Raw genomic sequence first — 12,607 nt, 5'->3', positions numbered from 1 at the left:
GTCACTTGACCCGGTGCGGCAGCTTCCAATCGGGCCGCGGGAAGTGGCAGGTGTAACCGTCCGGGATCCGCTCCAGGTAATCCTGGTGCTCCGGCTCGGCCTCCCAGAACGCTCCGGCCGCGGTCACCTCGGTGACCACCTTGCCCGGCCACAGCCCGGACGCCTCGACGTCGGCGATGGTGTCCTCGGCGACCCGCTTCTGCTCGTCGGTCTCGTAGAAGATCGCCGAGCGGTAGCTGGTGCCGATGTCGTTGCCCTGCCGGTTGACCGTGGTCGGGTCGTGGATCTGGAAGAAGAACTCCAGCAGGTCGCGATATGAGGTCAGCGCCGGGTCGAAGGTGATCTCGATGGCCTCGGCGTGGCCGTCGTGGTTGTAGTAGGTGGCGTTCTGCACCTGGCCGCCGGTGTAGCCGACCCGCGTCGACACCACCCCGGGGCGGCGGCGGATCAGGTCCTGCATCCCCCAGAAACAACCGCCGGCCAGAATTGCCTTCTCCGTGGCCATCACGCACTCCCCATTCGTCAGTCCTCGACGCGGAACCCGATCTTCAACCGGACCTGGAAGTGGGCGACGTCGCCCTCGACCACCTGTCCGCGGATCTCCTGGGTCTCGAACCACTCGATGTTACGCACGGTCTCGGCTGCCTTGCGAATGCCGGTCCGGATGGCGTCGTCGACGCTGACCGGGCTGCTGCCCACGATCTCGCTGAGCCGGTACACGTGGTTGCCCATGACGGGACTCCTTCGCTCGGGGTTCGTTCTGCCTATCACACCCGATGGCGACCGATCCGCACCCCATTCGCAATTAACAGACCTTTTGTACGCCTTCGCGCGGCCGACAGGACTACTCGCCCCGCACGGAACTTCCGCACGAAGGACTGGCCCTACCTATGCGTCTCTCTCCTGCCCTGCTGGCCGCGCTGCTGTTGGCGTGCGGCCCGGTCGCCACCGCCGCCGACGCCGCTCCCAAAAAGCCGGCGGTGAGCGCCAGCCGGCTCAGTGCAGTGCAGAGCGCCAAGCAGATCAACTACTACCCGTCGGCCGCGGGCTGGACGAAGATGTGGACCTCGTTCGACGCCGCGACGATCAACGCCGACCTGGCCCTCGCCAAGAGCATGGGCGCGACGAGCGTCCGGGCCATGGTGTTCCCGTCGGTGTTCGGCTACCCCGCGCCGAAGGCGGAGTACACCGCGAAGCTGGCCAAGTTCGTCGAGCTGGCCGCCGCGAACGGCCTGACCGTGAAGCTCACCCTGTTCGACTGGTGGAACGGCTACGCCGACGTCAGCGGCAGCAGCGCCTGGGCGACCGCGATCCTCACCCCGTACCGCAACGACAGCCGGATCATCTCGATCGACCTGCAGAACGAGCTCGACCCGGCCAACGCGGCCGCGCTGGCCTGGGCCAAGAAGCTCGTCCCGGCCGTGAAGTCGGCCGTGCCGGCCATCCCGGTCACCGTCTCGGTGAACACGATGGCCAACCTGACCAAGATCAAAGCCTCGCTACCGCTCGACTACTACGACTTCCACCTGTACGGCTACTCGGAACGCGCGCTGACGACCATCAAGCAGGCCAAGGCCGTGGTCGGGTCGGCCCCGCTGGTGATCGGCGAGACCGGCACCAGCACCCTCGCCGTCACCGAGGGCGAGCAGGCCGCGTTCCTGGCCCGGGTGTTCCAGGCGGCCGCGGCAGCCGGCGTCGGCTCGGTCGCGCCCTGGACGCTGTACGACTTCACCGCCAACGCCATCCCGGACTCCGCGGTGGCCAAGGTCCCGGCCGAGTACCACTACGGCCTGTACCGCACCGACGGCACCGCCAAGCCGGCCGCGGCCGCGGTCAAGGCCGCCTGGACCGGCACCGCCTACCCGGCGAGCCTGCTCGACCCGGGCTTCGAGAACACCGCCGCGCAGACGCCGTGGAAGGCGTTCATGCCCGAGCTGGGCGTGCCGGCGCGCACCCAGTCGGCGGCCCACTCCGGGACCTGGTCGGTGAGCCTCTCCAGCACCGGCAAGACGGCGGCCGGCCTGCCCGCCTACCGGGTCTCGCCGCTCACCCCGGTGAGCCCGGGGCAGAAGTGGCACGCCGAGGTCTGGGCCCGCGGCAATGCCGCCACCGGCACCACCCAGATCGCGCTGAGCTGGTTCGACGCGAACGACAAGTGGCTCGGCGGCAACTCGTCGGCGACCCTGCCCACCGGCACCACCGGCTGGACCAGGCTGAGTGTCGACCAGGCCGCCCCGGCCGGCGCGGCCAGCCTGCAGGTCCACCTCAAGTCGGGCGCGAACAGCGGCACGGTCTGGTTCGACGACGTCGCGCTGACCGCGAAGTAGGGGCGGCCGGACGATCGGCGTCAAACCACCCCGACCGCCCAGAGCAGGAACAGCACCGCGGCGACGCCGACCGCGACGCCGAGGGCGACCCAGGTGACCAGGAGTGCCAGCCGCCATCGGCGGTAGACGTCGACGGGGGTCACAGCCGCATCCCCGCACCGTCCAGCACCCAGGACAGGAACGTCTCGATGCTGGCGTCGACCTCACCGTCGACGATCGTCGCGGTGGTCAGGAAGTAACCCACCGAGCTGAACTCGACGTCCATCGAGCGGATCAGGTGCCCCAGTTCGAGGGTTCCCTCGAGCCATTCGCGGATGCTGCCGTCGGCGCCGACGCCGGCCGCGGTGACCTCGGGACGGATCAGGTCGGCCTTGCTGACCACCACGGCGAGGCGCGACGAGCTCAGCTTGGTCTTCAGGTCGCGGTGCATGCTCTGCACGGTGGCCTCGAAGACGGTGTACGGCGGCCGGGCCGCGCGGATGTCCTTGAGCTTTTCCCGTCGCCCGGCGTCCAGGGCGTTCCAGAGCTTCGGCACGGTCAGCGGGTCGACCACGAAGACGAACGTCGGGTTCGCCTCCAGATAGCGCATCTCGGCGATCCGCTCGCCGTTCTGGAAGAACTCGCCGGCGGCGTCGAACATCTTCAGCACGCGGCGGCGTCCATTGATCTCCAGGCGCAGCGCGTGCGCGTGCTGGGCCGCCGGGGGTGTCTTGGTGACGGCGACGCCTCTGGCGAACGGCTCCACGGTCTGCCGGAGCCAGTCGTCGGCCGGGCGGTCGGCCCCCGACACGCTGCCGCCGCCGCGTTCCAGCATTGTCCGGACGGCCATCGCGGTGGCGACCAGCAGCTGCGTCTTGCCGGCGCCGGCCGCGCCGAACACCGGCAGCACGGTCTCCGGCATCCGGCCGGCTTCCTTCTCGAGTTCCCGGTCACAGTGCGGGCAGATCGCCGTCAGCTGATGGCTGCCCAGCATCAGCAGGGTGGGCATCGCCTGGCCGCAGCGGCAGTGGCGGTTGATCATCCCGTACCGGCCGGGCCGCACGTCGTGCTGGACCTTGCCACATTCGGCGCACCGGTAGGACGGATAGGCCGCGTGCCGGCCGCAGGATGGGCAGGTGATCCGAATGTGCCGCACCGCCTGCAGCACCGAGTCGATGCCACGGAGCAGGTAGATCAGGGCCAGCCCGGCCAGCCACATCAGCCCGATCACCGCCGCCTGGGCGACGAACGCCACCAGCAGCAGAGCGAGCGCCAGGAGCAGACCGACGCCGATGGCGACCAGCCGGCCGACCCCGATGATCGGGTTGCCCTGCTGGTCGCGGGTATCGTCGCCCGGCGGCAGGAAGTACTTCTTCTGCACCTTCTTGAACCGGTCACCGACCGACTTCTTCTCGTGCCCGGCCGCGACGGTGACGGTGTGCTTGACGTCGCGCCACACCGGCCCGAAAAGGTACTGCGTGTAGGCGGGCTCGTGCCGGCCGTCCCACGCCTCCACCTGCGGGCGGATGGCCAGTGGGGTGGCCTTCGACCCGAAGCCCAGCCCGGCCATCACACCCCGGCCCCAGGCCCGCACGAAGTGCAGAGCATCAGCGAGGCCGGCGAACAGCAGCACGAACGGGAAGGCCAGCAGCGACAGCCCGATCTCGAGCGGAGTCATCGACGTGTCCACCGGCTGCACGTACGAGTAGTAGTGGAACGGGCGATTGGAGCCCCTGGCCGCCATCAGAAAGCCTTCCGCTCGGTCGACGCATCGATCGGCATGCCGTCCGGCGTGCCGCGCCGCCGGAACAGGCGGTCCAACATGGTCGGCGGCGCGTGCTTGTACCACCGCCGGATGAACGCGGCGGTCTCCGGCGCCGACTCGTGTTCGGCATGCTCGATCAGCCGGGCCTGCCAGCGTCTGCTGCGGCCGCCGACCGCCCGCCGCAGCGCGGTGTCCAGCTCGGTGGCCGCGGCGCCGGTGGCCCGCGACGGCTCCGGCCGGTCGAGGTGGCGCAGCGTCCGCATCGCCGCAGTGACCCGGCCCAACTCCACGTTCCGGTCACCAAGTTCGGCGACGGTCATCCGGCAGTAGGCACGCCGCAACCCCGGCAGGGTGCGGATCAGGTCACCGCGATCGGTCGCCTTGAGCTTGTCGATCCGCCCCATCAGCACTGCCTCGACTCGGCGCTGGTCGTCCGGTCCCAGCTCGCCGAACCACTGGCGCAACGCGACCAGCAAGCCCGCACGATCCTTGCCCGCACGCCGGAGCTGATCCACCCAGTCATCGGCGGCACGGAACACCTCCACCCGGCGCCGGGCCGGCTCGGCCAACAGCGGCAGCGCCGCCGACCGGGCCAGCCGGGAGCACAGCTCGGTGTGCTCGGGCCAGGCGGCCGGGGCCGGCTCGGCCGCCACCGTCTCGGAGAGCCGACGCACGACCGGCGGAGTGGTGACCCGCCGCTCGCCGAGCGCGTCGAGGACACGCAACGCCTCAGCCGCGGTCCAGCGGCGGTCCGGGAAGAGTAGGTCCAGGACCCGCTCGTCCGGCGGCTCGCGACCGGCCGCGTCCAGCACCGCGCCCAGGCCGGCCGCCGGGTCGAGCGTCCCGGCCCGCACCCGGGCCACCGCGAGCGCCTGCCGCACCGCCGGGCCGGCCTGCTCCAGCTCGGGTCCGAGCACGTCGGCGAGGCCACCCTGGAAGGCGGCCGCCATCCGGTCCAGCTCCTCGAGACCCACCGCACCCAGGTATCGCACGACGCCGGCACGCAGCGCGGGCCGGTCGGCGAATGACCGGTGCGCCGCCGGGCCGGTCGAGCCGAGCAGCAGTCCCGGCCCGATGGTCAGTTCACCGGCCTGCCGTACGTCGGCGTCCTCGATCGGGATGCCGGCGGTGACCGCCCAGTCGAGCAGCAGCAGGGCGGTCGTCGCGGGCACCGCCGCCAGGTGCCCGGACAGCGTGATGGCGGCGTGCCTGCGGCCGTCGTCGGTGCGCAGCACCATCTCGGGCAGCACCGGAGCGGGCGAGGCGACCACTACGTCCACGGTGCGGATCTCGATCTGGGCGAGGAGATCCGGCACGCCGGCGGCCTCGGCCGCCCGGGCCAGGCCGGCCAGGGCGTCGGCGGTGCGCCGGTCGGCGACGATCGGCCCGACAGTGAGCTGGACCAGGGTGGCCGTGCCGAGCTCCTCGACGTCGGCGCGGCCGAGCCGAGCCGCGTGCACAGCCAGCCAGGCGGCCACCTCGGCGGGCTGGTCCCGGGCGCGCTCCGGCCCGCTCGGCCAGGTGGTGAGCGCGGCCGCGACAACCGGCAGCCAGTCGTCGAAGGTCCGCTCGTCGCCCGCGCTCAGCCGGATAGCACGCTGCCAGGCCGGGGCGGCATCGGACACCTCGAGCTGGGCGAGGATCCGGGCCAGCGGATGCACCACGACATCGGTGGCCCGCCCGGTGGTCAGGTCGAACAGGTGCAGCGTGCCGGCCACGCCGTCCAACCGGCTTCCGCCGCCCGGCAGCGTGCCCGCCACGTGCGTCCGGCCGTACTGCGGATCGTGCTCGTAGGTGGCGAACGACAGGAGCCCGGTGGTGTCCGGCGGCAACAGGTAGCCGAGCGCGGCGATCCAGGCGGCGACCTCGGTGGACGTCTCGGCGATCAGTACCACCCGGCGGCTCCCGCGGTGTACGGCGTCGTCGGCCGCGGTGAGCAGCGCGGGCAGCAGGGCCGCCCGGACCGGGTCGTGGAGGAACTCGCCGACCGCCGCCCGGTTCAGCGGGCCGGGCGCCGGCGGTCCGGGCAGGTCCGGCAGGCGCGTGCCGCCGCCCGGTGTGTCCACCCAGCACGGGGCGTCCCACAACTCGATCGGCAGCACACCACCGAGGTCAGCGGTGGGATCCCGGGTCACGAGGGCGTGCGCGAAGTAGTTTCCCGGCCGCCCGGAATAGTCGGTGCCGACGTACGCCACCCGGGCGATGACGGTGTCCGTGCCCGGCGAGAAGCAGAGGTTCACCGGCGCGTCGGGCAGGCCCGCGGCGCCCGCCACGGTGACCGCCCGGGGCGCCTGATAAGCGGTCAGTGACTCCACCCGATCGAGTACGTCCGGCCCGAGCCCGTCGCTGACCGCAGCGAACTGGAAGCCGGGCGCGCCGGCCAGACCGGTCACACACGAGGTGTAGTAGAGCTGCCCGAATGCCATCGGTGGTCCCCCTAGCTCCGGCCGGCCGGGATCGTGCCGAACGTGCTGAGCAACCACAGGAACGGGTCCTGCACCCGGCGCGGCTGCACGCCGTACTCGCTGACCCGCTGCTGGTTGTCCGCGGCCCGCACCGGGCTGGCGCCGAGAGCGGACACACCGAAGAAGCGGTAGCGCTCGAAGTTCTGCGACAGGACCAGGTCGATGCTGCCGCCCTGCCACTTCTGCAGCACCGCGCGTATCTCCTGGTGCACGGCGGCGCCGTCCGGCTCGTCGTACGCCGCGTCGCCGTGCGCCGACTCGCGCAGCAGCGCGGCCTCCTCGGGCAGGGTGTGCTCGAGGGCATCCATCTTGGAGAACGCCACCGCGATCGGTTTGCGGATCAGTCCGCTGTGCCGGGGCGGCAGCGCGCTGTGCATCAGATCGGTGATCCGCCCCAGGACGCTCGCCGGGTCGTCCTGCACGACGCTGGGATCGGGCAGCAGCGCCCCCGGCTCGGCCAGGGCCCGCGCCCCGCGCATCTGCAGCGGATCAAGCAGCAGGATGATGCCGTCGGCACCGGTCAGGTAGCGCACGTTGCGCTCGACGCTGTCGCCGGACCGCAGGTCCTCCCCGGCCGTGTCGAAGAACGAGAACAGGCTGCGGTTCACCTGTGCGCGGCCGAGGCGGCGCCGCTGCCGGGACATGCTGAAGACCAGCGGACGGCGGCCGCCCCGGGAGCCGCCCGCGGTCCGGGTCGGGTCGTGCAGCAGCCGGTCGTCGTACAGCCGGTCCTCGTAGTCGGCCGGGAACTGGTTGCGGGTGTGGTCGTCGGCGGCCATCACCGACAGGCCGAAGCGGGCGCCGACACGGTTGCGCAGTTCGTGCAGCAGCACCGTCATGAACACGGTCTTGCCGCTCTCCTTCGCGCCGACCAGCGCGATCAGCCGGTTGTCCGCGTCGCCGAAGTGGGTCGGCAGCTGGCTGTGGCAGTGCGGGCAGATCCGGTGGGTGGTCTCCACGCCGCAGTCGGCGTGCACCGCCGAACGGCGCCGCCCGTCCGCCTTGAACGCCGGGTGCCGGGCCCGGTTGTCGTCCGCGTAGGAGACCAGGACCTGGTCGGGCCGGGCCTCGCAGCGGCGGCCGGTGCTCCCGAGCCGGCCCGCGCAGCGGAACATGATCTCCCGCGGCGGCAACGACCGATAACAGTACGGGCAATGCACCGTTCCGGTCATCGTCGCTCCTGGCCGTGCCCGGTCCACGGGACCAGCACCACCGTGGTGGCGGCCGGGTCGGCCGGCTCGCACGCCGCCGCGGCCGTCCCGGTAGCCGGCACGAAGGCGGTCACATCCACCTCAGCGACCTGTCCGGCCACCAGCGGCCGGCCGGCCACCCGGGCCGAGCCGGCCGAGCCAAGGACAAGCCGCAGGTCGGGCAGCACGCAGTCCTGGTCGGCGCGCAGCCGCAGGACGCGCCGGCGCCGCAACCGGGCGCTCTGCAACGCCCATTCCACCCGCGGTGGCCGGCCGGCCACCCGGACCGTGACCGGCGTCGAGGCCAGCTCGGTGTGCCGCTCCCGGATCACCGACCGCACCGACACGGCCACCTCACCGGGGCCGGTGTCCAGCCGCACTCCCCCGTCGTCCACGAACGTCCGCCGGGAGATCTCCCGCTCCCCCCGCCGGTCCGGCGCCGACCAGGTGACCCGGGCTTCGTGGATGCCGTCCGGCCACAACCAGTCCACCTGGACGCTGTCCCATCGGCGGCGCGCCCGCAGGCCGGTCACGGTGGCCGCCAGCGCGAGCTCGAGCGAGTTGCCGATGACCGCGCCGGACCGGCCGCGGCTGACCGCGGTCAGCACCACGTTTCCCTGCCCGGTGGGCACGAGCACCTCGGTCCGTCCGCCGGCTCCGGGTAGGTGGCCACCCCCGGCCACCTCGCCCCAGCCGTTCACCGCCGCCGCCGTCACCCGCTCCCCGGCCGGCCAGGGCGCAGGCCCGGCGGACCGCCGGATCTCCACCCGGCCGCCCGGTGGGGTGGTCCAGGTGAGCCGCAACCGCGATCCGTCCGGCCCGTCGACCACCTCGGCCCGCAGATCGGTGACCGCCTCCGGCGGACGTTCGACGAGGACAGTCCCGGCGACCGCCGGACCGGTGCAGCGCTCCCCGCCCGGGCCCGAGTAGACCGGACGGACCACGTACGCGTAGTTGACGTCCAGCTCGACCGCCGGATCGGCGAAGGCGGTGGCCGGCCCGGACCCGGCCGCCACCACGACCTCCCCACCGTCGCCGTCGGTCCGGGTGCGGGTCACCTCGACGGCGGACGCGGCCGGATGCGACTGCCAGGAGCCGGTGACCGAGCTGCCGTCGGTGCCGAGCTCGAAACCGGTGACCGGCGGCAGCAGGGTGACCGGGGCGGCGGCCACCCCGGGCGACACGCTCGTGCCACGGACCGCGAAGACGGTGTAGACGACCGGCCGGGCCACCGGCGGCGACGGGTCGGCGGCGTGATTGACGGTGGCCTCCGCGACCGGCTCACCACCGTCGGGCGAGATCGCCGCGGCGGCCGCGCGGACCACCCGGTAGCCGATCCGGCCGGTGACCGCCGGGCTCGGCGCCCAGCGCACGGCGATCCGGACGCCGTCGGACTCGGCCCGCACGCCGGCCGGTGGCGGTGGCGGGATCCGGTCCAGCCGGGCCGCCAGGTCGGGGTCGTCCACGGCCCGATGCACCGCTTCGGCCAGCAGTCCGGCCGTCTCCTCGGACCGGCCCTCGCGCTCGGCCCGGTCGGCCCGTCCGACCAGCTCCTGCAGGGCGGCGGCGGCAGCCCGTACCCGCACCCGCACCTCGGCCGGTACGGCCGCTTCCGGGAGCGCGGCGAGCAGCCGTTCGGCCTCCCGCAGCGAGCCGGCGGCCAATGCCGCCGACACGGTCTCGCCGTCCTTGGCCTCGGCCGGGCGACCGGTGCCGGGCACCAGGCTCGCGGTCAGCTCGAGCGCCTCGGCCCGGTCCAGGCCGGCCGCGACGGCGGCTTCCGCGGCCACGGCCGGCGGCAGCCCGTGACCGAGCTGGGCCCGGACGAGCTCGGCGACCTCCCAGCAGACCAACTGGTCGAGCGTCCCGGCCCGCTGGGCGCGCAGCAGGATGGTCAGTACCGTGTCGGCGGCGGTGGTGCGGTCGTCGCGAGTGCGCTGGGCCTGCAGCCCCTTGGCCACCTCCAGGACCTCCGAGGTGAGCCGGCCGCCGTCGGCGGTCAGCTGGAAGCCTTGTTTGAGGGTGAAACCGGCGGCCAGCCGCTCGCGGCTGAACACCACCTCGGGCGAGATCCGCAGGCCGAGCAGTCGCAGCTTGGGCGGCAGGGCGATGGCCGATTCGGCCGGGCGGTCGGGGATGTCCCAGGGCGGTTCGATGATGGTGACCCCACCCAGTTTGATCCGGGCCCGGACCTCGTCCGCGGAGAGCACGCCGCCGTTCTCCGCGACGAGATGCTCGAGCGCTGCCCGGGTGAGGAGCGGGATGCCCTTGGCGACCAGCGCGATCCGATCGTCCAGCCGGGTAGTGGCCTGCGCCGCGGCGGTTTCGCGACGACGGGCGAACTCGGCGTACGTCAGGGCTTTGGCCCGATTCAGCTCGGCGTGCGCGACCAGCAGCGCCCCGGCCAGCGGCTGGTAGACCTTGCTGACCGTCTTCTGGGTCTTCCAGAACCGGACGGTCTCCTCGACCCGGGCGTCGAACTGGACCGGTTCCCGGTGCACGCCGGTGATCCGGTAGCGGAGGAAGAGGTCCTCGGGCGGGACGTTGCCGGCCTTGCGGGCCGGATCGAGCACCGTGGCCTTGTAGTCGTCCCAGTCGCTGGGCATGGTGGTCGTCGCGCTCCGCTCAGGCGCCCACGGTGTACTTGGCCACCGCGCTGCGAGCCTCGTCCACCTCCTGTGCCGTCAGACCGGCGATGGCCAGCACGACCGAGACCTCTTTGCCGTGGGTGCCCTCGATCGCGTGCATCCGCAGCGTGCCCATCTCGTCCATGGCGAAGGTGACCTCGATCGGGGAACCCTTACGGAGCGCCGGCAACCCGTCGATCCGGCCCTCACCGATGTGTGCGTTGTCCTCGGGCCGATCCGACTCGGTCGCCCCGGCCTGCTCCCAGATCTCCAGGGTGATGCCGTGCTGCCCCTCGAAGGCGGTGCCGTAGTGGCGCACCGGCGGGTTGGCCGGCAGCGGCGTGTTGGCCTGCAGAAGGTGATCGATGACCATGCCGTCGCGGTCCGCGTGCGGGTTCTTCTCGTCCACCACCCGCAGGCCGAACGCGCGCGGCACCACCGTGGTCACCCGTTTCGCGGCGAGCCGCTCGATGCTGCCGGCGTCCATGCCCAACTCGGCGGCGACGTCCGCGAGCCGAGCCGAGCCGGGTGCGCCCTTCACCGACTCGATGAGCGCGAACAGCGCGGCACCCTTGGCCACCGCCTGGTCGGGGTCGTGCAGCTTGGGCTCGAAGCCGAACCGCTTGCGCAGCATCTCGGCGGCCACCGGCATCCGGGTCGACCCGCCGACCAGCAGCACGTCATCGAAGCTGGTGATGCCGCGCTCCCGGGCCGCCTCGACGGTGCGCTGGGTGATCTCGTACGTCTTCTCGATCAGGTCGCCGGTGATGCGCTCGAGGGTCTCCCGGCTGACCTCGACCCGAGTGACGTCGTCGCCGAAGCGCAGGTTGTGCTTCCGTACGGTGACGCTGCTGAGCGCTCGTTTGAGCTCCTCCGCGGCGGTGGCAAGCTCCTGCAGGAAGTCCTCGCTCTGCCCGGCCCCGGAGCCGGGATGCTCCTGCTCGAACTGCTGGAGCAGGAAGTCGGCGATCCGGTCGTCCCAGTCCGCGCCGCCGAGATGGTGGTCGCCGTCGGTGCAGATCACCTCGATGTCGCCGCCGCTGATCCGGATGACCGTGGTGTCGAAGGTGCCGCCGCCGAGGTCGTAGACCAGCAGGGTGCGGTCGGTGCCGCTGTCCAGCGCCTCGTAGTGCAGGGCTGCGGCGACCGGCTCGGGCACCACGTTGAGGACGTTCAGCCCGGCCGCCTTGCCGGCCGCCCGGGTGGCCTCCCGCTCCTTGACCCCGAAGTACGCCGGGACGGTGATCACCACGTCGCGTACCGGCAGGTGAGCGATCTGCTCGGCGGCCTGGGCCAGCTCGCGCAGGATCAGCCCGGAGATGCTGACCGGGGTGTGCCGGGCACCGTGGAACTCGAGTTCGACACCGTCCTCGCCCATCCGGCGTTTGATCAGTGACACCACCAGGTCGGGATAGATCCGCGCGGAATTCTTGGCCTCGCGCCCGACCACCACGTTGTCCGGCGTCTCGAAAAAGACCACCGACGGTGTGGAATCCTCGCCGATCGCGTTCTTCACGACCACCGGCCGGCCGGTGTCGTCCACCAGCGCAATACATGAGTAGGTCGTTCCTAGATCAATTCCGAACGTCGGCATGATCTCCCCCGGTGCGCAATTTTTCCGGAACCACGGCCCGATAGAGACGGACCCGTACGGGACGGCGAATCTGTCCGTTCTCCTGATCGATAAGCCCGACGGCGACCATCTCCGCGACGGTGCCGTCGGCGGCCGGGTCGACGTGGTCGGTGAAGCCCGCCGCGACGTGCCGGCCCCGCTCGTACGGCTCGCCGGGCTCGGCCGTGGTGATCATCGCGCCGCAGCGTTCCAGGGCCATCGCGACGTCGTCGGCGAAGCTCTCGAACAACGCCTGCTCGGCGGCCCTCTCCGGCATCCCGGTCAAGCGCCGGGACTGCTGGAACAGGCCGTCGTACAGATTGAGCAGGTCGACCAGGACCGGTTGCAGGAGGCTCCGGCGCTGCCCCTCGCGCAGCAGCTGGTTCTCCTCGTGCAGGCGATCGATGACCGCCTCGCGGTGGGCCGCGCGCTGATGGAACGCGCTCAGACCGTCGTCGATGGAGCGCAGCCTCGCGGCCTGACGCTCACCGTCGGACGGTTCCGGCGGAACATCCACTCGGCACGTGTCCCTTCTCCAGAAAAGGTGCCCGGAATAGGCGTGGTTCACCATAACGCGGTGCGCGGCGGTTCGGAATCCCGTGATCAATGATCAAAGTGTCTCGGTTGGCGTATTGCCGCAGA

The 12,607-nt window shown here is 72.0% G+C and carries 10 protein-coding genes; 1 reads left to right on the top strand and 9 read right to left on the bottom strand.

Going from position 1 to position 12,607, the window contains the following annotated elements; genetic code table 11:
* Position 1: 1 nt before the first annotated feature.
* Entirely contained in the window at positions 2–505 is a 504-nt protein-coding gene (msrA, locus tag Ate02nite_RS46100) for a peptide-methionine (S)-S-oxide reductase MsrA (protein WP_239148210.1), read from the bottom strand.
* 17 nt (positions 506–522) lie between these two features.
* Positions 523–732 carry a dodecin gene (locus Ate02nite_RS46095; RefSeq protein WP_203814336.1) on the bottom strand — a complete coding sequence of 70 codons (210 nt, stop codon included), beginning with the start codon at positions 730–732 and terminating at the stop codon, positions 523–525.
* Positions 733–890: 158 nt separating this feature from the next.
* On the opposite strand from Ate02nite_RS46095, the gene Ate02nite_RS46090 reads away from it, so the two are divergent.
* A complete protein-coding gene (locus Ate02nite_RS46090; RefSeq protein ID WP_203814335.1) occupies positions 891–2,327 on the top strand; it encodes a cellulase family glycosylhydrolase in 1,437 nt (478 codons plus the stop codon).
* 20 nt (positions 2,328–2,347) lie between these two features.
* Here the strand turns inward: Ate02nite_RS46090 and Ate02nite_RS49660 are convergent, their stop codons facing one another.
* The 7 genes from Ate02nite_RS49660 to Ate02nite_RS46060 are packed head-to-tail and all read right to left on the bottom strand — an operon-like array spanning position 2,348 to position 12,482.
* Positions 2,348–2,470: a hypothetical protein gene (locus Ate02nite_RS49660; protein ID WP_275423005.1), complete on the bottom strand. Its 123-nt coding sequence runs from the start codon at positions 2,468–2,470 to the stop codon at positions 2,348–2,350.
* Positions 2,467–4,050 carry a TRAFAC clade GTPase domain-containing protein gene (locus Ate02nite_RS46085; protein ID WP_203814334.1) on the bottom strand — a complete coding sequence of 528 codons (1,584 nt, stop codon included), beginning with the start codon at positions 4,048–4,050 and terminating at the stop codon, positions 2,467–2,469. Before Ate02nite_RS46085 ends, Ate02nite_RS49660 begins: the two co-directional genes overlap by 4 nt.
* Positions 4,050–6,497, bottom strand: coding sequence for a GTPase-associated protein 1-related protein (locus tag Ate02nite_RS46080; protein ID WP_203814333.1), 2,448 nt, complete (start codon positions 6,495–6,497; stop codon positions 4,050–4,052). The genes Ate02nite_RS46085 and Ate02nite_RS46080 overlap by 1 nt, the downstream gene beginning before the upstream one ends.
* An 11-nt stretch (positions 6,498–6,508) precedes the next feature.
* Complete coding sequence (locus Ate02nite_RS46075; protein WP_203814332.1) at positions 6,509–7,708, bottom strand: TRAFAC clade GTPase domain-containing protein; 1,200 nt, start codon at positions 7,706–7,708, stop codon at positions 6,509–6,511.
* Positions 7,705–10,332: a SaeA-related protein gene (locus Ate02nite_RS46070; protein ID WP_203814331.1), complete on the bottom strand. Its 2,628-nt coding sequence runs from the start codon at positions 10,330–10,332 to the stop codon at positions 7,705–7,707. Before Ate02nite_RS46070 ends, Ate02nite_RS46075 begins: the two co-directional genes overlap by 4 nt.
* A gap of 19 nt (positions 10,333–10,351) precedes the next feature.
* The gene (locus Ate02nite_RS46065; protein ID WP_203814330.1) at positions 10,352–11,947 is read right to left on the bottom strand and encodes an Hsp70 family protein; all 1,596 of its coding nucleotides are present in this window, start codon (positions 11,945–11,947) and stop codon (positions 10,352–10,354) included.
* Positions 11,928–12,482 carry a molecular chaperone GrpE gene (locus tag Ate02nite_RS46060; RefSeq protein ID WP_203814329.1) on the bottom strand — a complete coding sequence of 185 codons (555 nt, stop codon included), beginning with the start codon at positions 12,480–12,482 and terminating at the stop codon, positions 11,928–11,930. Before Ate02nite_RS46060 ends, Ate02nite_RS46065 begins: the two co-directional genes overlap by 20 nt.
* Positions 12,483–12,607: the final 125 nt, after the last annotated feature.

The organism is Paractinoplanes tereljensis (assembly GCF_016862435.1).
Taxonomy (GTDB): domain Bacteria; phylum Actinomycetota; class Actinomycetes; order Mycobacteriales; family Micromonosporaceae; genus Actinoplanes; species Actinoplanes tereljensis.
Note: the sequence above shows the minus strand (reverse complement) of the source record. Positions and strands in the feature narration are given on the sequence as shown.